This is a genomic window from Mycobacterium sp. E3251 (genome assembly GCF_001666835.1).
GTDB lineage: Bacteria > Actinomycetota > Actinomycetes > Mycobacteriales > Mycobacteriaceae > Mycobacterium.
This window is the reverse complement of record NZ_LZJF01000059.1, coordinates 1-26667: the sequence shown is the minus strand read 5'-3', so window position 1 is coordinate 26667 and position 26667 is coordinate 1. Positions and strand designations below refer to the sequence as shown.

At 67.8% G+C, this 26667-nt stretch carries 24 protein-coding genes and 1 pseudogene; 21 read left to right on the top strand and 4 right to left on the bottom strand.

Annotated features, from left to right (window positions below; translation table 11 throughout):
• Positions 1 to 67: 67 nt before the first annotated feature.
• From dop to A5697_RS07695, 11 genes are all read left to right on the top strand, one after another.
• On the top strand, positions 68 to 1576 hold the full coding sequence (dop, locus tag A5697_RS07745) for a pup deamidase/depupylase (protein WP_067949688.1): 1509 nt from the start codon (positions 68 to 70) through the stop codon (positions 1574 to 1576).
• A gap of 117 nt (positions 1577 to 1693) precedes the next feature.
• Complete coding sequence (locus A5697_RS07740; protein ID WP_007170369.1) at positions 1694 to 1888, top strand: ubiquitin-like protein Pup; 195 nt, start codon at positions 1694 to 1696, stop codon at positions 1886 to 1888.
• Positions 1885 to 2760: a proteasome subunit beta gene (gene prcB, locus A5697_RS07735; RefSeq protein ID WP_067949687.1), complete on the top strand. Its 876-nt coding sequence runs from the start codon at positions 1885 to 1887 to the stop codon at positions 2758 to 2760. Before A5697_RS07740 ends, prcB begins: the two co-directional genes overlap by 4 nt.
• A complete protein-coding gene (gene prcA, locus A5697_RS07730) occupies positions 2757 to 3527 on the top strand; it encodes a proteasome subunit alpha (RefSeq protein WP_067949684.1) in 771 nt (256 codons plus the stop codon). Before prcB ends, prcA begins: the two co-directional genes overlap by 4 nt.
• A gap of 188 nt (positions 3528 to 3715) precedes the next feature.
• Positions 3716 to 5074, top strand: coding sequence for a Pup--protein ligase (gene pafA / locus A5697_RS07725; RefSeq protein WP_156673204.1), 1359 nt, complete (start codon positions 3716 to 3718; stop codon positions 5072 to 5074).
• 201 nt (positions 5075 to 5275) lie between these two features.
• Positions 5276 to 6271 (top strand): YafY family protein, encoded by a 996-nt coding sequence (locus A5697_RS07720; protein ID WP_068009568.1) that lies wholly within the window; start codon positions 5276 to 5278, stop codon positions 6269 to 6271.
• The gene (locus A5697_RS07715) at positions 6268 to 7239 is read left to right on the top strand and encodes a YafY family protein (protein ID WP_068009455.1); all 972 of its coding nucleotides are present in this window, start codon (positions 6268 to 6270) and stop codon (positions 7237 to 7239) included. Before A5697_RS07720 ends, A5697_RS07715 begins: the two co-directional genes overlap by 4 nt.
• Before the next feature lie 72 nt (positions 7240 to 7311).
• The gene (tatA, locus tag A5697_RS07710) at positions 7312 to 7566 is read left to right on the top strand and encodes a Sec-independent protein translocase subunit TatA (RefSeq protein ID WP_067949678.1); all 255 of its coding nucleotides are present in this window, start codon (positions 7312 to 7314) and stop codon (positions 7564 to 7566) included.
• Between the two features lie 45 nt (positions 7567 to 7611).
• Entirely contained in the window at positions 7612 to 8580 is a 969-nt protein-coding gene (tatC, locus tag A5697_RS07705) for a twin-arginine translocase subunit TatC (protein WP_156673203.1), read from the top strand.
• A gap of 19 nt (positions 8581 to 8599) precedes the next feature.
• Positions 8600 to 11371 carry an RNA helicase gene (locus tag A5697_RS07700; protein WP_067949706.1) on the top strand — a complete coding sequence of 924 codons (2772 nt, stop codon included), beginning with the start codon at positions 8600 to 8602 and terminating at the stop codon, positions 11369 to 11371.
• A 79-nt stretch (positions 11372 to 11450) separates the two neighbouring features.
• On the top strand, positions 11451 to 12209 hold the full coding sequence (locus A5697_RS07695) for a DUF4333 domain-containing protein (RefSeq protein ID WP_068009453.1): 759 nt from the start codon (positions 11451 to 11453) through the stop codon (positions 12207 to 12209).
• 4 nt (positions 12210 to 12213) lie between these two features.
• Here A5697_RS07695 and A5697_RS07690 read toward each other — a convergent pair whose 3' ends face one another.
• The gene (locus A5697_RS07690) at positions 12214 to 13170 is read right to left on the bottom strand and encodes a 5'-3' exonuclease (RefSeq protein WP_067949674.1); all 957 of its coding nucleotides are present in this window, start codon (positions 13168 to 13170) and stop codon (positions 12214 to 12216) included.
• A 47-nt stretch (positions 13171 to 13217) separates the two neighbouring features.
• On the opposite strand from A5697_RS07690, the gene A5697_RS07685 reads away from it, so the two are divergent.
• From A5697_RS07685 to A5697_RS27045, 5 genes are all read left to right on the top strand, one after another.
• On the top strand, positions 13218 to 14345 hold the full coding sequence (locus A5697_RS07685; protein ID WP_068009452.1) for a Xaa-Pro peptidase family protein: 1128 nt from the start codon (positions 13218 to 13220) through the stop codon (positions 14343 to 14345).
• A gap of 35 nt (positions 14346 to 14380) precedes the next feature.
• Positions 14381 to 16636: an alpha/beta hydrolase-fold protein gene (locus tag A5697_RS07680; protein WP_068009448.1), complete on the top strand. Its 2256-nt coding sequence runs from the start codon at positions 14381 to 14383 to the stop codon at positions 16634 to 16636.
• Between the two features lie 89 nt (positions 16637 to 16725).
• Positions 16726 to 19821, top strand: coding sequence for a glycohydrolase toxin TNT-related protein (locus A5697_RS28640; protein ID WP_082953291.1), 3096 nt, complete (start codon positions 16726 to 16728; stop codon positions 19819 to 19821).
• The gene (locus A5697_RS27050) at positions 19811 to 20329 is read left to right on the top strand and encodes a TNT antitoxin family protein (RefSeq protein ID WP_231972002.1); all 519 of its coding nucleotides are present in this window, start codon (positions 19811 to 19813) and stop codon (positions 20327 to 20329) included. The genes A5697_RS28640 and A5697_RS27050 overlap by 11 nt, the downstream gene beginning before the upstream one ends.
• A 28-nt stretch (positions 20330 to 20357) precedes the next feature.
• Positions 20358 to 20621 (top strand): hypothetical protein, encoded by a 264-nt coding sequence (locus A5697_RS27045; protein ID WP_082953290.1) that lies wholly within the window; start codon positions 20358 to 20360, stop codon positions 20619 to 20621.
• A 324-nt stretch (positions 20622 to 20945) separates the two neighbouring features.
• Here A5697_RS27045 and A5697_RS07665 read toward each other — a convergent pair whose 3' ends face one another.
• Positions 20946 to 21359: a F420-dependent biliverdin reductase gene (locus tag A5697_RS07665; RefSeq protein WP_067949668.1), complete on the bottom strand. Its 414-nt coding sequence runs from the start codon at positions 21357 to 21359 to the stop codon at positions 20946 to 20948.
• A 35-nt stretch (positions 21360 to 21394) separates the two neighbouring features.
• On the opposite strand from A5697_RS07665, the gene A5697_RS07660 reads away from it, so the two are divergent.
• The 4 genes from A5697_RS07660 to A5697_RS07645 are packed head-to-tail and all read left to right on the top strand — an operon-like array spanning position 21395 to position 24843.
• Positions 21395 to 22144, top strand: a complete 750-nt coding sequence (locus A5697_RS07660; RefSeq protein WP_068009429.1) for an SDR family NAD(P)-dependent oxidoreductase — start codon at positions 21395 to 21397, stop codon at positions 22142 to 22144.
• 49 nt (positions 22145 to 22193) lie between these two features.
• Positions 22194 to 23366 carry a bifunctional cobalt-precorrin-7 (C(5))-methyltransferase/cobalt-precorrin-6B (C(15))-methyltransferase gene (locus A5697_RS07655; RefSeq protein ID WP_068009425.1) on the top strand — a complete coding sequence of 391 codons (1173 nt, stop codon included), beginning with the start codon at positions 22194 to 22196 and terminating at the stop codon, positions 23364 to 23366.
• Positions 23363 to 24118 carry a precorrin-4 C(11)-methyltransferase gene (gene cobM, locus A5697_RS07650; RefSeq protein ID WP_068009566.1) on the top strand — a complete coding sequence of 252 codons (756 nt, stop codon included), beginning with the start codon at positions 23363 to 23365 and terminating at the stop codon, positions 24116 to 24118. The genes A5697_RS07655 and cobM overlap by 4 nt, the downstream gene beginning before the upstream one ends.
• A complete protein-coding gene (locus A5697_RS07645; RefSeq protein WP_156673202.1) occupies positions 24115 to 24843 on the top strand; it encodes a cobalt-precorrin-6A reductase in 729 nt (242 codons plus the stop codon). Before cobM ends, A5697_RS07645 begins: the two co-directional genes overlap by 4 nt.
• Here A5697_RS07645 and sigC read toward each other — a convergent pair.
• Complete coding sequence (gene sigC / locus A5697_RS28315) at positions 24840 to 25397, bottom strand: RNA polymerase sigma factor SigC (protein ID WP_231972004.1); 558 nt, start codon at positions 25395 to 25397, stop codon at positions 24840 to 24842. The two genes, A5697_RS07645 and sigC, sit on opposite strands and share 4 nt — an antisense overlap.
• A 180-nt stretch (positions 25398 to 25577) precedes the next feature.
• Positions 25578 to 26195 (bottom strand): annotated as a pseudogene (locus A5697_RS28310) (DUF2275 domain-containing protein); the annotation flags it as partial.
• A gap of 151 nt (positions 26196 to 26346) precedes the next feature.
• Between A5697_RS28310 and A5697_RS07635 the strand changes: the two are divergent.
• The coding region (locus A5697_RS07635) for a PPE family protein (RefSeq protein ID WP_156673201.1) at positions 26347 to 26667 on the top strand (321 nt) is incomplete at its 3' end.

Below are 26667 nucleotides of genomic sequence, written 5' to 3'. Positions count from 1 at the left end.
CAACAACCTCGCGCCGCCGATTTCCCCCTGCGCGAGGACGGATCGTCGCGCGGCCTACGCTGAACGGATGCAACGGATTATCGGGACGGAGGTCGAGTACGGCATTTCGTCGCCGTCCGACCCGACTGCCAACCCGATCCTCACTTCGACTCAGGCGGTGTTGGCCTACGCGGCAGCCGCCGGCATCCAGCGCGCCAAGCGCACCCGTTGGGACTACGAGGTGGAATCGCCGCTGCGCGACGCCCGCGGTTTTGATCTGAGCCGTTCGGCCGGGCCGCCGCCGGTGGTCGACGCCGACGAGGTGGGCGCCGCCAACATGATCCTGACCAACGGGGCGCGGCTCTACGTCGACCACGCCCACCCCGAGTATTCGGCGCCCGAGTGCACCGACCCGCTCGACGCGGTGATCTGGGACAAGGCCGGCGAGCGGGTGATGGAGGCCGCCGCCCGGCACGTCGCCAGCGTGCCCGGGGCCGCCAAGCTGCAGCTCTACAAGAACAATGTGGACGGCAAAGGCGCCTCCTACGGCGCGCACGAAAACTACCTGATGTCGCGGCAGACGCCGTTTTCGTCGATCATCGCCGGATTGACCCCTTTTCTGGTGTCCCGGCAGGTGGTGACCGGCTCCGGCCGGGTCGGCATCGGTCCGTCGGGTGACGAGCCCGGCTTCCAGCTCTCGCAGCGCTCCGACTACATCGAGGTCGAGGTCGGCCTCGAAACCACGCTCAAGCGGGGCATCATCAACACCCGCGACGAACCGCACGCCGACGCCGACCGGTACCGCCGGCTGCACGTCATCATCGGCGACGCCAACCTGTCGGAGACGTCGACGTATCTGAAGCTGGGCACGACGGCGCTGGTGCTGGACCTGATCGAGGTCGGCCCGGAGCACGGGATCGACCTGAGCGACTTGGTGCTGGCCCGGCCGGTGCATGCGGTTCACGCGATCAGCCGCGATCCGTCCCTGCGGGCCGTCGTGGCGCTGGCCGACGGTCGCGAATTGACCGCCCTTGCGCTGCAACGGATTTACCTGGACCGGGTGGCGAAGCTGGTCGACAGCCGCGACCCCGACCCCCGCGCCGCCGACATTGTGCAGACCTGGGCGCAGGTGCTTGACCAACTCGAGCGGGATCCGATGGAGTGCGCCGAGGTGCTCGACTGGCCGGCCAAGCTGCGCCTGCTCGAGGGTTTCCGGCAGCGGGAGAATCTCAGCTGGTCGGCGCCGCGGCTGCATCTGGTCGATCTGCAGTATTCCGATGTGCGGCTGGACAAGGGCCTGTACAACCGGCTCGTCGCGCGCGGCTCGATGAAGCGTTTGGTCACCGAACATCAGGTGCTGGAGGCCGTGGACAACCCGCCGACCGACACGCGCGCGTACTTCCGCGGTGAATGCCTGCGCAGGTTCGGCGCCGACATCGCCGCGGCCAGTTGGGACTCGGTGATCTTCGACCTGGGTGGCGACTCGCTGGTGCGGATTCCGACGCTGGAGCCGCTGCGCGGCAGCAAGGCGCACGTCGGAGCGCTGCTGGACTCGGTGGACAGCGCCGCCGAACTGGTGGAACAACTCACCAGCTAAGCCGGTTAGACCGGGGAACGTCGGGGTTGACCGGTAGGGTAGAGATACCAGCGGGGCAGTGTGGCTTAGGGACCGAGCAAGCCGCTGGACAAGTTCAGATGAAGCAGGAGGCCGGCGATGGCTCAGGAGCAGACCAAGCGTGGCGGTGGTGGTGGCGACGACGACGACTTCGCCGACAGCACGGCCGCGGGCCAGGAGCGCCGCGAGAAGCTAGCCGAGGACACCGACGATCTGCTCGACGAGATCGATGACGTCCTCGAAGAGAACGCTGAAGACTTCGTCCGGGCATACGTCCAAAAGGGCGGACAGTGACCTGGCCCTTCCCTGACCGCCTGTCCACTAACTCCCCACTCCCGGCAAATCCCGCCGTAGACCTGTCGTCCTTTGCCGACTTCCTGCGCCGCCAAGCGCCGGATCTGCTGCCGGCGAGCCTCGGCGGCGCGCAGGCCGGCGCGGCCGGCTCGCAGCTGCCGCACGGCACCACCATCGTGGCCCTGAAGTATCCCGGTGGCGTCGTCATCGCCGGGGACCGTCGCTCGACCCAGGGCAACATGATCGCCGGGCGCGACGTCAAAAAGGTGTACGTCACCGACGACTACACCGCTACGGGCATCGCGGGCACCGCGGCCATCGCCGTCGAATTCGCCCGTCTCTACGCGGTCGAACTCGAGCACTACGAGAAGCTCGAGGGTGTGCCGCTCACGTTCGCCGGAAAGGTGAACCGGCTCGCGATCATGGTGCGCGGCAACCTGGCCGCGGCCATGCAGGGCCTGGTGGCCCTGCCACTCCTGGCGGGCTATGACATCGACGCGCCCGATCCGGAGGGTGCCGGCCGGATCGTCTCGTTCGACGCCGCCGGCGGCTGGAACGTGGAAGAAGAGGGCTACCAGTCGGTGGGTTCGGGGTCGATCTTCGCCAAGTCGTCGATCAAGAAGTTGTACTCGCAAGTCGTCGATGCCGATTCCGCGGTGCGGGTGGCCGTGGAGGCGCTGTACGACGCCGCCGACGACGATTCCGCCACCGGCGGACCCGACTTGGTGCGCGGCATCTATCCGACGGCGGTCACCATCGGCGCCGAAGGGGCGGCCGAGGTGCCCGAGCGTCGGATCGCCGAGCTGGCTCGCGAAGTCATCGAAAGTCGCTCGCGCGCAGATACTTTCGGCCCCGATGGCGGTGAGAAGTGAGCTTTCCGTATTTCATCTCGCCCGAGCAGGCGATGCGCGAGCGCAGCGAGCTCGCACGCAAAGGCATCGCGCGCGGCAAGAGCGTGGTCGCGCTGGTCTACGCCGGTGGGGTGCTGTTTGTCGCGGAGAACCCGTCGCGGTCCCTGCAGAAGATCAGCGAACTCTACGATCGCGTGGGCTTCGCGGCGGCGGGCAAGTTCAACGAGTTCGATAACCTGCGGCGCGGCGGAATCCAGTTCGCCGACACCCGGGGCTACGCCTACGACCGCCGTGACGTCACCGGGCGCCAGCTGGCCAACGTCTACGCGCAGACCTTGGGCACCATCTTCACCGAGCAGGCCAAGCCGTACGAGGTGGAGTTGTGCGTCGCCGAGGTGGCGCACTACGGCGAGACGAAACCGCCTGAGTTGTACCGCATCACCTACGACGGGTCGATCGCCGACGAACCGCATTTCGTGGTGATGGGCGGCACGACGGAGCCGATCACCAGCGCGCTCAAGGAGTCCTACGCCGAGAACGCGGACCTGCGCGACGCGACGCAGATCGCCGTGAAGGCGTTACGGGCCGGCAGTGCGGACGGTTCCAACGGCGATCTTTCTCCGGATGTGGGCAGCCTGGAGGTTGCCATCCTGGACGTCAACCGGCCGCGGCGGGCATTCCGGCGGATCAACCGGGCCGCCCTGGAAAACCTGCTGCACGAGGGGGATTCGAAGCAGCCGGAAACCAATGGCGAAGCGCCGGATTCCAACGGCGACTCCGCGGGCTGAATCGCGCGTACCGCCTCGTGTTCGCTACAGGCAGAACACCGAGCGCACCGGTGCGGTTTTGGGACCGCTGGTGCCCAGGGTGCGGGTGAGCCCTCGGGAGACGCTTTAGCGGGCCGCGCGAAACTCGTCGGGACCCATAGGCGCGGCTTCCGTGCCCTCCCGGTGAGACAACCAGTACCCTCGATTACGTGCAGCGACGAATTATGGGCATCGAGACCGAGTTCGGTGTCACCTGCACCTTCCACGGCCATCGCCGCCTGTCCCCGGACGAGGTCGCCCGTTATCTCTTCCGGCGCGTCGTGTCCTGGGGGCGCAGCTCCAACGTTTTCCTCCGCAACGGTGCCCGCCTGTATCTCGACGTGGGCAGCCACCCCGAATACGCGACGGCCGAGTGCGACAGCCTGGTGCAGCTGGTCACCCACGACCGGGCCGGCGAATGGGTGCTGGAAGACCTGCTCATCGACGCCGAGCAGCGGCTCGCCGACGAGGGCATCGGCGGCGATATCTACCTGTTCAAGAACAACACCGATTCGGCGGGCAACTCCTACGGCTGCCACGAGAATTACCTGATCGTGCGGGCCGGCGAGTTCTCCCGGATCTCCGATGTGTTGCTGCCATTCCTGGTCACCCGCCAGCTGATCTGCGGGGCCGGCAAGGTGCTGCAAACCCCCAAGGCGGCGACGTTCTGCCTTTCCCAACGTGCCGAGCACATCTGGGAGGGCGTCTCCTCGGCCACCACCCGCAGCCGGCCGATCATCAACACCCGCGACGAGCCGCACGCCGACGCCGAGAAGTACCGGCGCCTGCACGTGATCGTCGGCGACTCCAACATGTGCGAGACCACCACCATGCTGAAGGTGGGCACCGCGGCCCTGGTGCTGGAAATGATCGAGGCCGGCGTCCCCTTCCGCGACTTCTCGCTGGACAATCCCATCCGCGCCATCCGGGAGGTCAGCCACGACGTCACCGGCCGGCGGCCGGTGCGGCTGGCCGGCGGGCGTCAGGCCAGCGCGCTGGACATCCAGCGCGAGTACTACAGCCGCGCCGTCGAACACCTGCAGACCCGGGAGCCCAACGCCCAGATCGAGCAGGTCGTGGACCTGTGGGGGCGCCAGCTCGATGCCGTCGAGAGCCAGGACTTCGCCAAGGTCGACACCGAAATCGACTGGGTGATCAAGCGCAAGCTGTTCCAGCGCTATCAGGACCGCTACAACATGGAGCTGTCCGACCCCAAGATCGCCCAGCTGGACCTCGCCTATCACGACATCAAGCGCGGCCGCGGCGTGTTCGACCTGCTGCAACGCAAGGGCCTTGCGGCGCGCGTGACCACCGACGAGGAAATCACGGAGGCGGTCGACCATCCGCCGCAGACCACCCGCGCCCGGCTGCGCGGCGAGTTCATCAGCGCCGCCCAGGCCGCGGGCCGCGACTTCACCGTCGACTGGGTGCACCTCAAGCTCAACGACCAGGCGCAGCGCACCGTGTTGTGCAAGGACCCCTTCCGGGCGGTCGACGAGCGGGTCAAGCGGCTGATCGCCAGCATGTAGCTCGACCGCTTCCGGTCACAGCTGTCACACCAGTCGCTCGTCTCCACCGATAATCGAAGCCACAATTTTGATATCGCGGGCGCTATCAAATTCTGCGAGCCGGTGATCCCCACGAACCCGTGACTGATGTGACGATTGTTAATGCTGCGACTCGCCAGCCGGTGCAGGCGCGACGCGAGCGCCGGCTATAACCTGGTGCGAATGGCGACCTCGAAAGTCGAGCGGTTGGTCAATCTCGTCATCGCCCTGCTGTCCACCCGCGGCTACATCAGTGCGGAGAAGATCAGGTCCAGCGTGGCCGGTTACTCGGACAGTCCCAGCGCCGAGGCGTTCTCCCGCATGTTCGAGCGCGACAAGAACGAGCTGCGCGACCTGGGCATACCGCTGGAGGTCGGCAGGGCGTCGGCCCAGGAGCCCACCGAGGGCTACCGCATCAACCGCGACGCCTACTCGCTGCCGGCCGTCGAGCTGACTTCGGACGAGGCGGCCGCGGTAGCCGTCGCGACGCAACTGTGGGAGTCGCCCGAACTGATCACCGCCACCCAGGGCGCGTTGCTCAAGCTGCGTGCCGCCGGGGTGGACGTCGACCCGGACGCACCGGTGGCCATCGCCTCCCCGGCCGGCGTGCCCGGGCTGCGCGGGTCGGAGGAGGTGCTCGGAGTCCTCTTGTCGGCCATCGATTCTCGGCAGGCGGTGCAGTTCCCGCACCGGCCGTCGCGGGCCGAGCCGTACAGCGTGCGCACCGTGGAACCGTGGGGCGTCGTCACCCAGAAGGGTCGCTGGTATCTGGTGGGCCACGACCGCGACCGCGACGCCACTCGCACCTTTCGGCTGTCGCGGATCGGCGCCGAGGTCAAGCCGATCGGCCCGCCCGGGGTCGTCGTCGTGCCCGAGGACGTGGACCTGCGCCAGATCGTCGCCCGCACCGTGGCCGAAATCCCGACCGGCGGGCGGGCGCGGGTGTGGGTCGCCGACGGTCGGGCCACCGCGCTGCGGCGCGCCGGGACGCCCACCGGCAGGCGACAGCTGGGCGGCCGCGACGGCGACGTGGTCGAGATCGACATCGGATCCAGCGACCGGTTGGCGCGCGACATCGCCGGCTACGGGGCCGACGCCGTCGTGCTCGAGCCACCGTCGCTGCGTGAGGACGTGCTGGCGCGGCTGCGCGCCCACGTGGAGGAGGCGAACCACCCATGACTCCCATATCCACGCGATTGATCCGGCTGCTCAACATGGTGCCGTATTTCCAGGCCAACCCGCGGGTCACCCGGGCCAAGGCGGCCGCCGACCTGGGGGTATCCGCCAAACAACTGGAAGAGGACCTCAACCAGCTCTGGATGTGCGGCCTGCCCGGCTACTACCCGGGTGACCTGATCGACTTCCAGTTCTCCGGTGACACCATCGAAGTGACGTTCTCCGCGGGCATCGACCGGCCGCTCAAGCTCACCTCGCCGGAGGCCACCGGACTGCTGGTGGCGCTGCGGGCGCTCGCCGACATCCCGGGAGTCGTCGACCCGGAGGCGGCGCGCAGCGCGATCGCCAAGATCGAGGCCGCGGCCGGCGCCATCGGGCACGACGTCACCGGCTCGGTGGCAGCGGCAGACGAGCCCGCGCCCGTGGAGAGCCGCGCCGCGGCCGCGGTCCGCACGGCGGTGCAGCACAAACGCGCGCTGGCCATCGACTATTACTCCGCGTCGCACGACACCCTGACCAGCCGGATCGTCGATCCCATCCGGGTGCTGCTGATCGGTGGCCACAGCTACCTGGAGGCTTGGTCACGGGAGGCGGACGGGGTGCGGCTGTTCCGCTTCGACCGGATCGTGGATGCGACGGAACTGGACGAGCCGGCGGCGCCGCCCGAATTGGCGCTGCAGGCGCCGCCGGACACGTCGCTGTTCGACGGAGATCCGGCACTGCCGTCGGCCAGGCTGCGGGTCGCGCCCTCGGCGTCGTGGATGTTCGAGTACTACCCGATGCGCGAGGTGCGGGAGTTGCCGGACGGGTCCTGCGACGCGGTGATGACGTACGCCTCCGAGGACTGGATGACGCGCCTGGTGCTGGGCTTCGGGTCGGACGTGCGGGTGCTTGAACCGGAGTCACTCGCGAGACGTGTCCGGGATGCGGCGGCCGCGGCGTGTGAGTCCTATCAGGCGCTAAGCCGCTGAGGTCACGGCGCGGGCGGCCCGGCGGACCGCCGCACTGCGGTAGCATCGGGTAGACGTCTGGAGGTAATCAAAGTGGGCAGTCTTAGTCCGTGGCACTGGGCGATCCTCGCTGTGGTGGTGATCCTGCTTTTTGGTGCCAAGAAGCTCCCCGATGCAGCACGTTCGTTGGGCAAATCGATGCGCATCTTCAAGTCCGAGATGCGCGAAATGCAGAGCGAAGGCAAGACCGAAGCGCCTTCCATCGAGACCCCTCAGCCTGTGCAGTCCCAGCGGGTGGAGCCGCCGGCGGCCACCGAGCAGGGGCACTCCGAAGCACGCCCGGCCTAGCCCGCCGTCATCGTCGCGGTGCCCGAACGCCACTGAACGAGCGTCGTGAAAGTTTTCAAGGTTTCAGCGCGCACTGCCGGCGTGCTGAAGCGCCTCAATCCGCGTAACAGGCGCAGCCGCACCAATCCCGACGCGACGATGTCGCTCGTCGACCACCTCACGGAGCTGCGCACCCGGTTGCTCCTCTCGCTGGCAGCCATCCTGGTCACCACGATCTTCGGGTTCGTCTGGTACTCGCATTCGATCTTCGGGCTGGAAAGCCTTGGCGAGTGGCTGCGCCATCCTTACTGTTCGCTGCCCCAGTCCGCGCGCGCGAGCATCAGCGCCGACGGTCAGTGCCGACTGTTGGCGACGGCCCCCTTCGACCAGTTCATGTTGCGGCTCAAGGTCGGGCTGACCGCCGGGGTGGTGCTGGCCTGCCCGGTGTGGTTCTACGAGCTGTGGGCGTTCATCACGCCGGGGCTGTACCAGAAGGAGCGCCGGTTCGCGGTTGGATTCGTGGTCCCGGCGGCGGTGCTGTTCGTCGCGGGTGCGGTGCTGGCGTACTTCGTGTTGTCCAAGGCGCTGGGCTTCTTGCTGACCGTCGGTAGCGACGTTCAGGTGACCGCGCTGTCCGGGGACCGGTACTTCGGATTCCTGATCAACCTGTTGGTGGTGTTCGGGGTCAGCTTCGAATTCCCGCTGCTGATCGTCATGCTCAACATGACGGGGGTGCTGCCCTACGAGCGGCTCAAGTCCTGGCGGCGCGGCCTGATTTTCGCGATGTTCGTGTTCGCGGCTGTCTTCACCCCCGGCTCCGACCCGTTTTCGATGACCGCCCTCGGCGTGGCGCTCTCGGTGCTCCTTGAGCTCGCCATCCAAATCGCCCGCCTGCACGACAGACGGAAGGCCAAACGCGAAGCCCAGGCGGTGATCCCGGACGACGAGGCATCGGTCATCGAGGCGCCCGCACCGATACACGAGTCGGCGCGGGAGCCGTCGTTCACCGCCGGCCAGCATGACGATGTCACCTAAACCGTCGGTGCCACAGGACTTGACGGAGCTCGTCGAGCTGACCCGGTTCACCGCAGAATTGCCCTTTGCGCTGGACAACTTTCAGCAGCGGGCGTGCGCCGCGCTGGAGCGCGGTCACGGCGTGCTGGTCTGCGCGCCGACCGGGGCCGGCAAGACGGTGGTGGGCGAATTCGCCGTGCACCTGGCGCTGGCCGCGGGCGGCAAGTGCTTCTACACGACGCCGCTCAAGGCGCTGAGCAATCAAAAGCACACCGACCTGACCGCGCGCTACGGCCGCGACCGGATCGGCTTGCTCACCGGCGACATGTCGGTGAACGCCGACGCTCCCGTGGTGGTGATGACCACCGAGGTGCTGCGCAACATGCTCTACGCCAATTCGCCGGCGCTGCAAGGGCTTTCCTACGTGGTGATGGACGAGGTGCATTTCCTGGCCGACCGGATGCGCGGGCCGGTATGGGAGGAAGTGATCCTGCACCTGCCCGACGAGGTGCGAGTGGTCAGCCTGTCGGCGACGGTGAGCAACGCCGAAGAATTCGGCGGCTGGATCCAGACGGTGCGGGGCGACACCACCGTGGTGGTCGACGAGCATCGGCCGGTGCCGCTGTGGCAGCACGTCTTGGTGGGCAAGCGGCTTTTCGACCTGTTCGACTACCGAAACCCGGACGTCGGCGAGCAGCCAACGGCCATCCGCGAGCCGCGCGTCAACCCGGACCTGGTGCGCCACATCGCGCACCGCCGCGAGGCGGACCGGATGTCGGACTGGCAACCGCGGCGCGGGCGCGGCGGACGCGGTGCGCCGGGCCGGCCGCGCTTCTATCGTCCGCCCGGCCGGGCGGACGTGATCGCGACGCTGGACTCCGAGGGGCTGCTCCCGGCGATCACGTTCGTGTTCTCCCGCGCCGGCTGCGACGCCGCCGTCCAGCAGTGCCTGCGTTCGCCGCTCCGGCTGACCACCGAGGAGGAGCGTGCGCAGATCGCCGAGGTGATCGAGCACCGGTGCGGTGATCTTGCCGACGCCGACCTGGCGGTGCTCGGCTACTACGAGTGGCGCGAAGGGCTGATGCGCGGTCTGGCGGCCCACCACGCCGGGATGTTGCCGGTCTTCCGGCACACCGTCGAGGAGCTGTTTACCGCCGGGCTGGTCAAGGCGGTGTTCGCCACCGAGACCCTGGCGCTCGGCATCAACATGCCCGCCCGCACGGTGGTGCTCGAACGGCTGGTGAAGTTCAACGGCGAGCAGCACATGCCGCTGACGCCGGGGGAGTACACCCAGCTCACCGGGCGCGCCGGGCGGCGCGGCATCGACGTCGAGGGCCACGCGGTGGTGCTCTGGAATCCCACCGAAGAAAACACCGAACCGTCCGCGGTCGCGGGCTTGGCTTCCACCCGCACCTTCCCGCTGCGCAGCTCGTTCGCACCGTCGTACAACATGACGATCAACCTGGTGCAACAGATGGGTCCCGAGCAGGCCCATCGGCTGCTGGAGCAGTCTTTTGCCCAGTATCAGGCCGACCGCTCGGTCGTCGGCCTGGTCCGCGGTATCGAGCGCGGCAACGCGATGCTCGGCGAGATCGCCGCCGAGCTGGGCGGGCCGAAGGCGCCGATCCTCGACTACGCCCGGCTGCGGGCGCGCATCACCGAGATGGAGCGCGCGCAGTCCCGCGCGTCGCGGCTGCAGCGGCGGCAGGCGGCCAGTGACGCGCTGGCCGCGCTGCGGCGCGGGGACATCATCAACATCACCCACGGCCGGCGCGGCGGGCTGGCGGTGGTGTTGGAATCGGCCCGCGACGGCGACGACCCGCGCCCGTTGGTGCTCACCGAAAACCGCTGGGCGGGGCGGATTTCGACGGCCGACTACTCGGGAGCGGCGGCGCCGGTCGGTTCGATGCCGTTGCCGAAGAGGGTCGAGCACCGCCAGCCGCGCGTCCGTCGCGACCTGGCGTCGGCGCTGCGGTCGGCGGCCGCCGGATTGGCCGTTCCGGCGAGGCGGCGCAGTGGCCGCGGCGACCATGATGGTTTCCACGACCCCGAGCTGGCGTCGTTGCGGGAGGACCTTCGGCGGCACCCGTCGCACAACAACGCCGGCCTGGAGGCCCAAGTCCGGCAGGCCGAGCGCTACCTGCGCATCGAGCGGGACAACGCCCAATTGGAGAAAAAGGTTGCCGCGGCGACCAATTCGCTGGCCCGGACGTTCGACCGGATCGTCGGTCTGCTCACCGAGCGCGGCTTCATTCAGGGCCCGGACACCGATCCGCACGTCACCGACGATGGCCGGCTGCTGGCCCGCATCTACAGCGAGAGCGACCTTTTGGTCGCCGAATGCCTGCGCACCGGCGCGTGGGCCGATCTGAAGCCCGCCGAGCTGGCCGCGGTGGTCTCGGCGGTGCTGTACGAGAGCAGGGGTGGTGAGGGCCCGGGGGCGGCGTTCGCCGCCGAGGCGCCTACCCAGCGAGTGCGGCAGGCGCTGCAGCAAACGTCGCGACTGTCCTATGCGCTGCGCACCGACGAGCAGACGCACCGGCTCGCGCCCAGTCGGGAGCCCGACGACGGCTTCGTCAACGTCATCTACCGCTGGGCCAAGACCGGCGACCTGGCCGCCGCGCTGGCGGCCGTCGACCCGGTCGGCACCGGCTCGCCGCTGTTGGCGGGGGACTTCGTGCGCTGGTGCCGCCAGGTGCTCGATCTGTTGGACCAGGTGCGCAACGCCGCCCCTGACCCGGAGTTACGTGCCGTCGCCAAGCGCGCCATCAATGACGTTCGGCGCGGCGTCGTCGCTGTTGACGCCGGGTAGGCTGAGCCGAAGCTACCGTAGATGCGGAAATCACCACGCCGATGATTCGTGCCGAGACACAAGGGGCTGAGGAGAGACGATGAGCGGACCGCAGGGACCGGAACAGCAGTGGCAACCGCCCGGCCAAGCTGGCGACCAGTCCTCCGAGCCGACCCAGGTCGGCTCGCCCTGGCAGCAGCAGGCGGGCCAGGAGGCGACCTGGCAGGCCCCGGCATACACGCCGCCCGCCGATTACCCGCAGTACCAGCAGCCGGCCGAGCAGGCCTACCCGCAGCAATACCCCCAGCAGCCCGGCTATCAGCAGCCCGGGCAGTACGGGCAGCCCGGGCAATATGCGCAGCCCGGCCAGTACGCGCAGCCGGGACAGTACGGTCAGCCGGGCCAGTACCAGCAGCCGGGGCAATACGGTCAGCCGGGGCAGTACGGACAGCCCGGGCAATACGGTCAGCCGGGACAGTACCCGCAGCAGTACCCGCCCTACGACCAGCAGCCGGCCAAGAAGCGGTCGGTCGGCGTGATCGCAGGCGTGGGCGGCGTGATCGCCTTCTTGCTCATCGCGGTCGTGCTGATACTCGGCTTCTGGCAGCCCGGGTTCTTCGTCACCACCAAGCTGGACGTCAATAAGGCACAGACCGGTGTGCAGCAGGTCCTGTCGGACGAGACCAACGGCTACGGGGCCAAGAACGTCCAGAACGTCAAGTGCAACCACGGCCAGAATCCCACCGTCAAGAAGGGTGCCACCTTCGACTGCGACGTCAGCATCGACGGCGCCCCCAAGCACGTGACGGTGACGTTCCAGGACAACAAGGGCACCTACGAGGTCGGCCGCCCGCAGTAGCCGGTTACGTCGGCAGCGCGTCGAGCGCTTTCTGCAACCGGGCTATCGAGGACCCGACTCCCAGCTTGGTCGCCAGCTTCGCGGTGCGTTGCGGGTCGTCGGCCACCAGCGGTAGCGCGTCGGTCGGCGTCGACAGGCTGACGGGCGCGTCGGTTGCCACCCGCACCACCTGCCCGGCGGCCTCGATGTAGTCGGCCGCACCCAGCAGTTTCGAGCGCAAACCCTTGGCCATCTTCGATTTCGGATCGTGGGCGGCCGCCAGGATCCGTTCCAGCGACCCGTGCTGAGCCAGCAGGGTTGCCGCCGTCTTCTCACCGACACCCGGGACGCCCGGCAGGCCGTCGGAGGGATCGCCGCGCATCAGCGCGAATTCGGCATAGGCCGGCCCCGCCCGATGCTCCGGCACGCCGTAGTGTTCGGCGACCTCAGGCGGCCCGAACAAAGTGGCCTTGGTCAGCCCACGGCCCAGGTAGAGCACCCGGACCGGGACCGGATCGTCGGAGACCACCTGCAACAGATCGCGGTCGCCGCTGACCACCACCACCGGGTCACGGCGTTCGCGGGCGGCCAGCGTGCCGAGCACATCGTCGGCCTCGAAACCTTCGGCGCCCGCGGTCGGGATCCCGAAGGCGTCCAACAGCTCCATGATCATGTCGATCTGCGGTGTCAGCTCGTCGGGGACCTCCTCGACGTCCGGCTCGCCCTCGGGCTCCGGCTGCGCAACGCGATGCGCCTTGTAGGAGGGGACGAGGTCCACCCGGAACTGCGGTCGCCAATCCAGGTCCAGGCACACCACCAGCCGGCTGGGGCGTTGCCGGTTGATCACCACGGCCATCGAGTCGATGAAGCCGCGCACGGCGTTGACGGGCCGGCCATCGGGGGCGGTGATCGAGGACGGCACCCCGAAATACGACCGGAACCACATGCTGGCCCCGTCGAGTAGCAATAGCGGCGCGGACATGCTGGCTATCCTGCCAGCGCCGAAGCCAACCGGTTAGCCTGGCTGCCATGGAATCTCATCGGTTCGGCGCCGGGGTGTATGCCAGCCGGCTGGCGGCGGCGGCCGCCGCGACCGCTGACGCGGGCTTGTCCGGGCTGGTGATCACCCCCGGCTACGACCTGCGCTACCTCGTCGGGTCGCGGGCCCAGACGCTCGAGCGGTTCACCGCGCTGGTTGTTCCGGCCTCCGGCGACCCGACGGTAATCGTCCCGCGACTCGAGCTGGCCTCGCTCAAGGGGTCGGCCATCGCGGAATTGGGTCTCGCGGTGCGGGATTGGGTCGACGGGGACGACCCTTACCAACTGGTCGGCGCGGCGTTCGGCGGCGGTCCGGCGGCGACCGCCGTCACCGATTCGATGCCGGCCCTGCATCTGCTGCCGCTGGCCGATGTGCTCGGGGTGCTGCCGGTCCTTGCCACCGACGTGATGCGCACGCTGCGGATGGTCAAGGAGGAGGGCGAAATAGACGCGCTCCGCAAAGCAGGCGCGGCCATCGATCGCGTGCATGCCCGGGTGCCGGAGTTCTTGGTCCCCGGCCGCACCGAGGCCGACGTGGCCGCCGACATCGCGGAAGCGATTGTCGCCGAAGGGCATTCGGAGGTGTCGTTCATCATCGTCGGCTCCGGGCCGCACAGTGCCGACCCGCACCACGGCTACTCGGATCGAGAACTGCAAGTCGGTGACATCGTCGTCGTCGACATCGGCGGGGCCTACGAGCCCGGCTACCACTCGGACTCGACGCGCACCTACAGCATCGGTGAGCCGAATTCCGAAGTGGCACAGTACTATTCGGTGCTGCAGCGCGCCCAACGCGCGGCCGTCGAGGCGGTCCGTCCCGGCGTGACGGCCGAGCAGGTCGACGCGGCCGCCCGGGACGTGCTGGCCGACGCCGGGCTGGCGGAGTATTTCGTGCACCGCACCGGCCACGGTATCGGCCTCTCGGTGCATGAGGAGCCCTACATCGTCGCGGGCAACGACCTGCCGCTGGCCGCGGGCATGGCCTTCTCCATCGAGCCGGGCATCTATTTCCCGGGCCGATGGGGCGCACGTATCGAAGACATCGTCGTCGTGACCGACGACGGCGGCCTGGCCGTCAACAATCGGCCCCACGAACTGATCGTGGTGCCCGCGACTTAGCGTCCGGACCTCTCCGGCGCGTACGTTTGGGCTTGATGTCACTTCTGGATTTGACTCTCCTTCCGCTTCGCATCGCACGCCACATCGCCGACACGCTGGTGCATCCCGCGGCGACGGCACCCACGCCACCGGCTGAGCTCGTCGTGGCCGGCGGGATGCCCGAGGGTGTGCCGCCGGCGGCCCTGCGCCCGGAGCCGCGACTTCCGGCGCCGTCGGGATGGCCGTTCGGCGAGGACTTTCCACGGACCTGTGGCACCGGCCGCGTTGCCGGTGGTGCCCTCTTTTGGACCGACTTCCTGTACGACGACCACGGCGCGACCGGCCTGCCGATCGGCGACCTGAAGGTGCAGGCGCCGCCGCGCGGCACCTACGTCTATCCCGGCGGGCCCGCGGCACGCAACGGCGCCGACATCTTCCGTGTCGGAATCGGGCTCACCGCGACCGATACGTGGTGGCGGATCGACTGGAACACGCTGCTGGACGCGTCCGTCCCCATCGCGCTGTTCACCTTCGATACCGGCCCCGCCAGGACTGCGCCGGAGCAGTGGCCCGCCGGGGCCGGTCTGCGCTCGGCCGGGATCGACATGGCCCTGCTGGTTTCGGGGTCTGGCGCCGCGCTGATCGACCTGACCAACCAGTCCACGACGCCGGTGCCGCACAGCGTCGACATGGGATCGCGGACGTTTCTCGCGCAGGTGCCGCGGACCTTGCTGGAGCCGGCCGGCAACTGGAGGGTGCAGTTGGCGGCGGGGCTGGCCAACGCCGCCGGTGACGGGTTCGCCGACGTGCCCGCCGAGCATGGCGCGCTGCCCGGGCAACCCAACGTCTACAACGTCGCGTTCCGCACCAACGAGCAGGAGCCGCCGCACCTGAACTTCTGGTCGGATTCCGCCCAGGCCGAGGCCTTGACCCACGGCGACGTGTCGAAGTTCGTCGTGACCGTGGCGTGGGATCGGCTGGCGGCGGGCGAGACCGATGCCGAGCCGGTGATCGCCGGCCCGTCGACCCGGTGGTACGTGTCCTCGGTCGAGTTGGGCCAGGGTCTTGCCGCCGACGACATCTTGAGCACCAAGCCGCAGTTCCTCGGTCGGGTGCAGCCGTATTCGGTGTGCCTGCCGTCCACTTTCAAGCCGGGCCGCACGCTGCCGTTGACCCTGCTGCTGCATTCGCTCGCCCTCGGGCAGAGCCAATTCGCCGCCATCGACCCCCGCTTGCTGCACCAAGTATGCGAGGGTCGCGACTCGGTGGTGGTCACACCACTCGCCCGAGGCCCGTCGACGTGGTACTTCGATACCGGAGAACTCGACGTCTGGGAAGTGTGGGCGTGCGTCGCCGAACAACTGGGCACCGATCCCAATCGCACCGTGATATCGGGCTACTCGATGGGTGGCTATGCGGCGTACAAGTTGGGATTGACTTATCCGCAAGTGTTTTCGCAGGCGGTCGTGCTGGCCGGTCCGCCGGCGTGCGGGGTGCGGCTGCTTCCCGACGTCGACATCCCGGCCGACCTCGACCCGGACTCGGCCTGTGCCCGCGAGGGCGATACCTGGAAGCTGCTGGTGAACGCGCGCTGGCTGCCCTATGTCATCGCCCACGGGCTGGTCGACGAGTTGGTGCCGTTCCCGTCGGCCGCCGAGCAGGTGCTCGAACTCGACCGGCTGGGCTATCGGCACCGCTTCACCGTGTATCCGCTCGAGGATCACATCGCCTGGGTGCTGCAGGACAAGTTCGAAGACCCGATCGCCCACATGGAAACCGGCTTACGGCAAGCGGATCCAGGACACATCACGTACGCGTGGCATCCGCAATTGGTGCGCGACGACCTGGGTATCGGGCCGCATCGGGTGTGGTGGCTGTCCGACCTGACCGCGGACCCGGGGGTGACGGCGCGGCGCGGGGCCATCGCCGAAGTCGATGCGCGTTCGTACGCGCGCCCGGACCCGACGCACACCGTTCGGCATCATCGCGGGTTCATCCTGAACTTCGACCCGACCCCGGGCGTGTACAGCGAACTGGACTGGCGGGCAGGCCCGTCGGTCGGTCCGCTGCCGTATCTCACGCTGCGGCTCACCGGCGTTGCCAGGATCACGGTGGATGTCCAGCGTGCCGGACTGGCCGCTCTTCAGGCATCGACGATCACGGTGGCCACCGATACCGCCGCGCGGATCACGCTGAGTGGGCTGCCTGACGGGTCCAGCGTCCAAGTCGACGGTCAGCCGGCCGGGCGAACCGTGGCGGTGGCGGTGGGACGGCACCGCATCACGTTGGCCGCACAGGCTGTTGACGAATGAGTTGTGGCTCCGTTGTGAGCGCGGCTAGCTTGGCAAAGCCATCATTGGGTGAATAGCGCCTGCGTGCGGTCTCGACGAGAATTTCGCGCGTGGCTCCGTTGTCCGTCGACCCAGAGGCCTTGTACGCCGCGGGTAGCGCGGTGGCAGCCGCTGGCGACTCTCTGGCGGCCAACCTGTCGATCTTGACGGCCGGCTTTTCGGCCCACACCGGTGTTGACCGAGCCGGCGAGGTGTTCGGCTTGACGTATCAGGAGAAGGCCGAGTCGGCGCTGAAGGCGGCCGCTGCCGCCGTCAACGCCTGCCGGAAAAGCGGGGCTGTCATACAGCAAGGCGCGTCGAACTACTCCCACGTCGATGCGGCGTCGACGCTGGGCGGCGGACGCAGTGCTTTGACGCAACCGTCCCCGCCGGCCGAGCTTGCCGCGCCCGGGCCGCCTGGGACGTGGGGGCCCGGCCAGCCGCCTCCACCGCTGTGGGCGCTCGTGCAATCGTTTGTCCTCGAGGCATGGCCCGACGGCGACGTGGCGGGTCTGCGTGCGGCTGCATCTCGTTGGCGAGCCTTCGGTGCGGCAGCTACCGGTGTGAAGGGGACTCTCAACGCGTCCAAGATGCTGTTCGACGGCCAACACATTCCTGAAGGCGAGAAGATCGACCACGCGTTGACCGAAATCGGCTCGTCGACAGCGACTATCGGCGACCTGTGCGACGCATTGGCCCGCACCATCGACACGTTCGCGAATAAGGTCGACCACGCCCAAACCGCGATCCGGGATCTGTTGCATCGCATCGAGTCCCTGGGCGACCTCGGTCACGATGTGATGCTCATCATCGACGGCGACGCCTGGGATGAGATCAAACAGATCGTCAAGGACATCAATGCCGTGCTCCAGCATCTTGGCCAGGAAGCCAGGGCCTGCGAGGACGAGATCAAGTTCGTCATGCAAGAGGCCGATCGCGCGGTCACCACGTGCGAGAAGTACGCGCGCCGCGGGCTCGTCCAATTCCTCGGGGACGACGTCGGTAACCCCGTCGCGACCATAGCCGACACCTGGATCAATGCCCAGGAGGGCGTCCTCAAAGGTGTGGTCGGCATGGGGCTGGGCCTCGTCGACCTGAGCCCGCATTGGATCGCCGCAGATCCACAGGGTGCGGCCACCACCTGGACGGGCTTGGTGAAAAACGCCTGGAAAGAAAGCTTGATCAATGCCGCGGTCAATCCCCACGAATTCGCGGAAGCGCGGCTGCAGGAGCTGAAAGGCCTTGTGCATGCGAAGGATTGGAGTAGGGACCGTCCGGGGTTGGGCGCCGGGGAAGTCGCGTTCGACGGCCTCACGCTAATCGCCCCGGGCCTCGGTGAGGCGGGTGCGGCGGCCGACGGTGCGGGAGCGGCTGCACGTGGTGCAGGGGAAGAGGCGGAGGCCGCGGGTGGCGCTGCTGGGCGTGCCGGTGGGGCAGGCGCAGCGGGAGCGCGCGGCGCGCTGACTGACATCACCAAGGCCGGCGGCGACGTGACCAAGAGCCTCGAAGGCGTTACGGGTGATCTGCCGGAAATCAAACCGCCCACTGGCGGTACTCCTGTGGGGCTGCCAGACGGTAAGCCGTTTGATGCACCCGTGGAGGCGACGCCACGCCCGCCCGACACCGGACCCGGTGCGCACGAAGGACCAACTGCCGGGCCCGAGCCAACGCACCCGGACGGTCCGGGACCGGGGACTGGTCCGCACGAGCCGGTGTCTGCGCCGGCCGCACCACCAGGCTCGGGTGGTGCCCACGAACCGCCCCTCGAGCCGGAGGCCGCTCCGGCGCCAGCGTCAGCGCCTCCGGGCGGCAATTCTCACGATCCGTTCTTCGCGCCGGGGGAGTCTGCGCCGACTCCGGCGGCGGGTGCGGGTGGCCCGCATGATCCGTTACCGGTGCCAGCTGAGGCCCCGTCTCCTGCGTCAGCGCCTGCAGGCGGTGGCCTGCACGAACCGGGCTCGACTCCTCCGGTAAGTCCCCATGACCCGGTGCCTGCGCCGCACAGTCCTCCCCGTGAGCCGCTTTCCGTGCCCGCGGGTGATGGGCGCGAACCCATTCCGGCTACCGCACCTGGGTCTGCTCCGCCGGCCATAGCCACCGAGCGTGTGCCGTCGAGCCTTCAACTCGCGCACGCGGGTGCCCCGGTCGAGCCCGCGCCGGTCGGTGTGAGCCCGCCAAGACCAGCACCGGCGGCTTCTGCTGCGCCTATGACTCCTGCGCCGACGGCTTCTGCGCCGCATTTCACCGCCCCGGCCGGCAGCCCCACCGAGGTGCCCGCGCCGGGTCGCGGATGGCGCGGTCCCGGCGACGGTGGCCCGCCAGACGGACAGCCGCCGCATGACGGAAGATCGAGCGGTCCCGGCGACGGCCATCCGGCCGGCGGTAAGACAGATGGGCAAACACACGACAGCGGCGGTCGGCGAGGGCATGGCGACGGGGATGCATCCGGTGACCGCGGAGATGGCCGGCCGCCCGACGATGAGGGTCCAGCAGGACCGGACGATGGAGATTCTCCCGGTAGTGAACGTCAGGACCCCGTACATTCACATGAGCCTGCTGGTGATGGATGGCACCGGTTATCGGATGAGCCACTTGACCCGCATTATGGGGAACCCTTATCCGAACACTGGAATTACCCGTACGATCCATCAGATATGAGCCAGATAGACTCGGCAGTCAGGAAGCTGATAAAGGATCCCGAAGCCCCATTCGGGCGCGATGCACACGGTCATGCCTATTCTCAGAAAGAATACGAGGAGCGCTTCAATAAACTCGGTCCAGAAGGCCAACATTGGTATAATTTCCCCAAGAATGCTGGAGCGGTACCGGGCACGCGAGTCGCTTATTCAAACCTTCGTATATTCGTCCGAGATTATGGGGAACTTCTGGATCGTATCGGCGATGACGAAGGCGCGTATCTGGCGGTTATGGAGGATGGGCGTGCAGCGACGTGGGAGGAGCGCGGTCTTCATGTGAGTTCTCTACGAGACCCGTATAACGCATACACACTTAGTCAACTGCCCGAGAAGTGGACAATCGAAGTATCAGAGGTCGCTCCCGGGCTCGGTCAGCGTGGTGGATCGTTGCAGGTGCGGATCTTCGATGCTCAGGGTGAGTCGCGCACCATCGAGGAATTGCTTGGAAAGGTGTTGACGCGTGGTGGGTGATGTGGACATCTCGTCCGGCGTGCGAGAGTGGATACGGCTCGCCGGGATGGAAGTGATGCAAGGATCAGAAACGGATGATGGCCGGACCCTGATTTGGAACAAAGGTGGCGAACGGCGCTATTTCATCAGCGCTGTCAACGGCTATTTTGTAATCACGTCTTCCGACCGCATGGGCAGAGAAAGTTTTCATCTGGCAGCGCTGACCATCGAGCTTATCGAAAAGTACCTTTACGGCCACTTTGGCAACGCAGTGCGCAAACATCGCGGTTTGCCCCACGTTCAGAAGCCTTTCATGCGGGATGAATTAGTCCAAAAATATACGCTCGGAAAGACTGCTTTCCTGGATCGCGAGCGGGATGCACTCATAGGTCCAGGAGGGGCAACGATAGCAATTTCTGCAGATGATAGGTTAGTTGAGCTATCACATTATGTGGATGTACCAGTAGAAGGCATAGAAAAGTCTTTTCTCAATCCCGATGGTGGTCCGCTGTTCGCCCATCAGACGTGAAACGGGATCTTAAATTAGGAAGACGGCGATGAAATTCGACGACACATATTTCTCACTGGAAGATAAATACTCTATAGGTGTTGAATCGATCTCCGGCGGCTACTACGCGTCAATACCGGTCAGCAACGGCATTGTCGATTATGAAGAGTATTATCGACTTACGTCGGACCAATACTGTCGCTTTCTGGACGACCGGCGGGCCGCAATCGAGTTCATAGAGGGGTGCCGCAAAGGAGAGCACGATGACCTGCTTCTCCAAAGGCCCGGCAGTAACCGGGGAACACCTGTCTAACGGCGTAGGACAAGACTGAACGTGCGCCGAGAGGGCCGTAGAAAGGCGGAATCGGAGTAATGAGCCGGAAAATCGCCGGGAAGATCTTCTCTACTCCACAAGAAGCTGGCGTGACTCCGCCGACAGAAGAGGAGTTGGCGGAGGCGCGCAGGGGTTTCGATGAATTTGAGCAGAAAGTAAACGCTGTTGCTCCTGGCGACAGGGTGACGGACGTCTCGCCAAAGTTCTGGGATGACATTTCAGGGACCGAGTACGACCCTCGGAGAAAAGGTGGCTAAGCGGATTCCGCGTTATGGCCGGGCGAGGTAACCAATCGCAAACCCGTTACGTCTCGCCCCGGTCCAGCAATCCCGAAGACCCCAGCACTCGCTCCACCCGCACCTCGATGACCACCCGCCGCGGGTTGGGGCGCGGGGTGCGATAGCGCTGGGCGTACCGCAGCTCGGCATCGCGGACGGCGTCGCCGTCGCTGTTCACCGTGGACCGGCCCTCCAGCGACAGCCACCGCGCGCCGTCCACCTGACTGAGCACCGCCACCCCGCCGCGGTCGGCGTTCACCGCCTTCTGCGAGCCGCCAGTGGTGATGACCCGCGCGATGTGCGTCTTGGGGTCGAAGGTGAAACCCACCGCCACCACATGGGGCGAATTGTCGGCTCGCAGCGTGGTCAGCATGGCCAGATGCCGTTCGGACAGAAACGCCAGCGCATCATCGGTGAGCCGGGTAGTGGTATTCGCCATCACCGCCCACGCTAGCGCAGGCAATAATCGCAGCCGTGGACGACACGGGCGCAGGACCAGTACTAATCCTGGGCGGACGCAGCGAGATCGGCATCGAGCTCGCGCGCCTCCTAGCGGCCGGGGCGCCGGTGGTGCTGGCGGCACGCAGGGCCGATCAACTCGACGAGCAGATCACTGCGCTCAAAGCAGCCGGCGCGACGGCGGTGCACACCGTGGAGTTTGACGCCGACGACCTGGCGTCGCACGGTCCGCTGGTCGACGCGCTCGTCGCCGAACACGGCCCCATCGCCACGGCCGTGCTGGCGTTCGGGATCCTCGGCGACCAGGCCCGCGCCGAGACCGACGCCGCGCACGCGGTGGCCATCGTGCACACCGATTACGTCGCCCAGGTCAGCATGCTCACCCACTTGGCCACCGCGATGCGCACGGCCGGGCGGGGCCGACTCGTGGTGTTCTCCTCGATCGCCGGCGCGCGGGTGCGCCGCGCCAACTACGTCTACGGCTCGGCAAAGGCCGGCCTGGACGGCTTCGCCAGCGGCCTGGCCGACGCTCTGCACGGCACGGGCGTTCGGCTGCTGATCGCTCGCCCAGGGTTCGTGATCGGGCGCATGACGGAGGGGATGACGCCCGCCCCGCTGTCCAGTACCCCCGCGCAGGTGGCCAAGGCCACCGCGCGTGCGCTGGCGAAGGGCCGCCGCACCGTGTGGATCCCTTGGGCGCTGGGGCCCGCCGCTGCCGTGATGCGGCTGCTACCGCAGTTCATCTGGCGCAGGATGCCGCGATGATCCGCGCCGGTGACGATGCAGAGCGAAGCGATGCGGAGGAGCGGCGCTCATGATCATCGTGGTCGGCATCGGAGCCGACGGAATTGCGGGCCTCGCGGAAACGTCGCGTCGTGAATTACGAAGGGCGACGGTGATTTACGGGTCGAAACGACAACTCGACCTGCTCGACGACACCATCGCCGCGCCGCGCCGGCAGTGGCCGTCCCCGATGCTGCCCGCCCTGCAGGCCCTGCGAGACCGCCACGCCGAAGACGTCCACGTGGTGGCCAGCGGCGACCCCCTCCTGCACGGCATCGGGGGCACCCTGATGCGGCTCTACGGCACCGAACAAGTCCGGGTGTTGCCGCACGTGTCGTCGGTGACGCTGGCGTGCGCGCGGATGGGCTGGAACCTCCACGACACTGAGGTGATCAGTCTGGTCACCGCGCCGCCGCACACCGCGGTCCGCCGCGGCGGCCAGGCCATCGCGCTGTCGAAAAGCGCAGCCACGCCGAACGAACTCGCCGCGCTGCTCGACGCGCATGGGCGCGGTGACTCCGAGTTCACCGTCCTGGAAAACCTCGGCGGCCCAACCGAACACCGCCGTGACGGCACCGCACGCCATTGGGCAGACAGCGCGCCGTCGAACGTCGACGACCTCAACGTCATCGCCATCCGCTACCTGCCCGACGAACGCCTCTCGCCCCTGCCCGACGACGCATTCCTCCACGACGGGCAGATCACCAAGCACGGCATCCGCGCGGTGACGCTCGCGGCGCTGGCCCCACGCCCGGGCGAGCGGCTCTGGGACGTCGGGGCGGGCTCGGGCAGTATCGGCGTCGAGTGGTGTTTGAGGTGGAGCGGTTGCAGCGCCGTCGCATTCGAACGTGACGAACAACGCTGCCGGAACATCGGTTACAACGCAGCGGCATTCGGCGTCAACATCGATGTCCGCGGCCACGCCCCGGAGGCCTTCGACGGGCTCGAGCCGCCGGCGGCCATCTTCATCGGCGGCGGCCTCACCCAACCCGGCCTGCTCGACGCGTGCCTCGACCACTTGCCCACCGGCGGTCGCCTCGTCGTCAATGCGGTCACGGCGGAATCCGAAGCGGCCGTGGTGCAAACACATTCGCGTCTGGGAGGTCACCTGCGACGCTTCCAGCACTACAGGGGCGAGCCGCTCGGGGGCTTCACCGGATGGCGCCCGCAGATGCCGGTCACCCAGTGGACGGTGACGACATGACCGTGTATTTCATCGGTGCGGGTCCGGGCGCGGCGGACCTGATCACCGTCCGCGGCCAGCGGCTCCTCGAGCGATGCCCGGTGTGCCTGTATGCGGGTTCCATCATGCCCGACGACCTGTTGGCCCTGTGCCCACCCGGAGCGAAAGTCATTGACACCGGCCCGCTGACGCTGGAGCAGATCATCACCGAACTGCGCGACGCCGACGTCGGCGGCCACGACGTGGCCCGGCTGCATTCCGGTGACCCGTCGCTCTACAGCGCGCTGGCCGAGCAATGCCGCCGGCTCGACGCGCTGGGCATCGACTACGAAATCGTTCCCGGCGTGCCATCTTTCGCCGCGGCGGCGGCCGCGCTCAAACGCGAGCTCACTGTTCCCGGCGTTGCGCAGACCGTAACCTTGAGCCGGGTCGCCACCCTGTCGACGGCCATGCCGCCCGGTGAAGACTTGACCGTGCTCGCCCGATCCGGCGCCACGCTGGTCCTGCACCTGGCCGCAGCCCAGATCGACGCGATCGTCCCGCAACTCATCGAAGGCGGCTACCGCCCCGAAACACCTGCTGCTGTCGTCGCTTTCGCCAGCTGGCCGCAACAGGTGGTGCTGCGCGGCACGCTCGCCGATATCGCCGAGCGGATGCACCGGGATAACATCACCAAGACCGCGGTGATCGTCGTCGGCGACGTGCTGGCCGCCGAGGGATTCACCGACAGCTATCTGTATTCGACCGGGCGATCGCGGGGGAGTAGGCACTGATGCGGGTGCTGCTGCTCGGCGGAACGGCCGAAGGTCGTGCGCTGGCGAAGGCACTGCACCCACGCGTCGACATCGTCAGCTCCCTGGCCGGCCGGGTGCCCGACCCCGCGCTGCCGGTCGGCCCGGTCCGCATCGGCGGATTCGGCGGCGTCGACGGGCTCCGGCGCTGGCTGCTTGACGAACGCATCGACGCCGTCATCGACGCGACCCACCCGTTCGCGGCGACGATCACAGCACACGCCGCCGAAGTCTGCGCTGATTTGCGGATCCCGCATCTGGTCCTGGCCCGCCCGGCGTGGGACCCCGGCGACGCGACGGTTGTCGAGTCGGATATCGAGGCGGCAAAAACCGTTGCGCAGCAAGCATACTCGCGCGTTTTTCTCACTACGGGACGCTCGGGGGCGCGGGCGTTCGCGGGCAGCGACGCATGGTTTCTGATCCGCGCGGTCACCGAGCCCGACCCCGCGTCGCTGCCGCGCCGCCACCGATTGGTGCTGTCCCGTGGCCCGTATCGCTACGACGGCGAGCTCGCGCTGTTGCGGGAACACCGCATCGACGCCGTGGTCACGAAGAACAGCGGCGGGCAGATGACGCGGGCGAAGCTGGATGCCGCTGCGGCAGTGGGCATTCCGGTGGTGATGGTGGCGCGACCGGTGCTGCCGGCCGGGGTGGCGGCGGTCGGCACCGTCGAACAGGCCGCCGACTGGGTAGCGGCTTTGGGCTAACCAGTCAGGTCGTCGCGCTCGGCGTCGGCGGCCAGCAGCGCGTCACGGGCGCGCGCGACGCGGGACCGAATGGTGCCCACCGGGCACCCGCACACCGCGGCGGCGTCGGCGTAGGGCAGCCCGAGCAATTGGGTGAGCAACAAGGCTTCCCGTTGCTCGGGGGTGAGGCTCGCGATCATTGTCGTGACCTCGACCAGGTCTTCGAAACCACGGGCGTGGCGGTCACCGCGCAGAACGTGTTCCGGGTCGGCCCCGAGGGCGGCGCGCGGTCGCGACTGCACGTGACGGATGTGGTCCGCCACGACGCGGCGCGCAATGGAAAGCAGCCAGGTTCGGGCACTTGACCGTCCGGAGAACCGTTCGATGGCGCCGATCGCGCGCAGGAACGTTTCCTGGGTGAGGTCGTCGGCGCTGCCCGCGTCCGACAGGTAGGTGACAAACCGCCATACATCTTGCTGGGTGGCTTTGATGAAACTCTCTAGCGCCCGATCATTCCCACGCGCGGCGGCCAACGCGAGCTCGGTAACGGCCTCGTCATCGCTGGGCGCGATCATGGCGAACCACCTTTGTTTCGCGGGCTGACTGAGTCTACGACGGCCTGTCGTAGGCGCGGCGGCGGGGTCGAGGGCGGCCCGGTTGATCGGCCAGAGGTGACCACGTCGCCGGGCAACCGGGGAGTCGGCGGGCCATCCGGCGTCGTCCGACGTGTCGGAGACGCCGGCTCTGTCCGATCGGACCCGTTCCCGCGCCACCAGCAGCGCGAACGCGAGGCCCAACAGCAAGGGCATGTGGCTGGCGATCCGCGTTGCCGTGACGTCGCCCGCGAAGGCGTCGACGACGACGTATCCCAACAGCGCGACCGAATAGACGCCCGTAATCGCCGCCACCCCAATTGCGGTGACGGGCCAGACGCCCGCGGCGACCATCGCCAGGCCCAGGGCCAGCAACCAGGCGGTGGACTCGTGCATCAGGTGCTCACCGGACATCGCGCCGTGCATGTGGCTCGACACCATCCCGAAATCGATGCCGCTGATCTGGGCGGCGGCGATCGCGACCTGGAATAGACCGACGGCGATCAGGCCCCACCGCCGGTAGTGCGAACGCAGCCAACGCATCCGACGCTGGTGTCCCGACGACTCCTCGCCGATGCTGGCCATGATCTTCGCGACCAGGTCGGGCCCGTCGGCCGGCTCGACCGTGGCCAGCCGGCGAGTCTGAGCCGCGGCGCCGATGAGCCAGGAGCGGCAACGCCGGCACGACTCGAGATGGGCGTCGACCTGCTGCGCGAGCACCTGGGGACGTTCGCCGTCCAGTCGAGCCGAAAGCGCCTCACGCGCCGCGTCACACCGCATCCCTGCATCGTTGCGCATGCCCGGTCCGCGCGCAAAGACCAGGGAAATCAAACGGCGGGAACTAAACCTTCCGGCAAACCGACCACTGAACGTCAACAGCCCCGACATTCACCGAAGAGGTATTCGTGTTCGTGCCCGAAGGCCACCGACGATGACCGCCCCGATCTGGATCGCATTCCCGCCTGAGGTGCACTCGACCTTGCTCAGCAGCGGCCCCGGACCGGGGCCACTGCTCGCCGCGGCCGCGACGTGGTCGGAGATGGGCACTCAATACGCCGAGGCGGCAGACGAACTCACCGGCCTGCTGGGGGCCGTGCAGGGCGGAGCATGGGAGGGCCCCAGCGCCGAACAGTACGTCGCGGCCCACGCTCCGTACCTGGGCTGGCTGCTTGAAAGCTCCGCCAAGAGCACCACCGCGGCCGCGCTGCACGAGACGGCGGCCGGCGCTTACACCGCGGCACTGGCCGCTATG

Excerpts from the sequence above, each read along its gene's own strand:
- A5697_RS07685 (WP_068009452.1), top strand. The coding sequence starts at position 13,218 with ATGGAATCTCATCGGTTCGGCGCCGGGGTGTATGCCAGCCGGCTGGCG.
- cobM (WP_068009566.1), top strand. The coding sequence starts at position 23,363 with ATGACCGTGTATTTCATCGGTGCGGGTCCGGGCGCGGCGGACCTGATC.
- A5697_RS07740 (WP_007170369.1), top strand. The coding sequence starts at position 1,694 with ATGGCTCAGGAGCAGACCAAGCGTGGCGGTGGTGGTGGCGACGACGAC.
- A5697_RS07665 (WP_067949668.1), bottom strand. The coding sequence starts at position 21,359 with ATGGCGAATACCACTACCCGGCTCACCGATGATGCGCTGGCGTTTCTG.
- A5697_RS27045 (WP_082953290.1), top strand. The coding sequence starts at position 20,358 with ATGAAATTCGACGACACATATTTCTCACTGGAAGATAAATACTCTATA.
- A5697_RS07720 (WP_068009568.1), top strand. The coding sequence starts at position 5,276 with ATGGCGACCTCGAAAGTCGAGCGGTTGGTCAATCTCGTCATCGCCCTG.
- A5697_RS07655 (WP_068009425.1), top strand. The coding sequence starts at position 22,194 with ATGATCATCGTGGTCGGCATCGGAGCCGACGGAATTGCGGGCCTCGCG.
- A5697_RS07680 (WP_068009448.1), top strand. The coding sequence starts at position 14,381 with ATGTCACTTCTGGATTTGACTCTCCTTCCGCTTCGCATCGCACGCCAC.
- A5697_RS07690 (WP_067949674.1), bottom strand. The coding sequence starts at position 13,170 with ATGTCCGCGCCGCTATTGCTACTCGACGGGGCCAGCATGTGGTTCCGG.
- A5697_RS07695 (WP_068009453.1), top strand. The coding sequence starts at position 11,451 with ATGAGCGGACCGCAGGGACCGGAACAGCAGTGGCAACCGCCCGGCCAA.
- sigC (WP_231972004.1), bottom strand. The coding sequence starts at position 25,397 with ATGATCGCGCCCAGCGATGACGAGGCCGTTACCGAGCTCGCGTTGGCC.
- dop (WP_067949688.1), top strand. The coding sequence starts at position 68 with ATGCAACGGATTATCGGGACGGAGGTCGAGTACGGCATTTCGTCGCCG.
- A5697_RS07715 (WP_068009455.1), top strand. The coding sequence starts at position 6,268 with ATGACTCCCATATCCACGCGATTGATCCGGCTGCTCAACATGGTGCCG.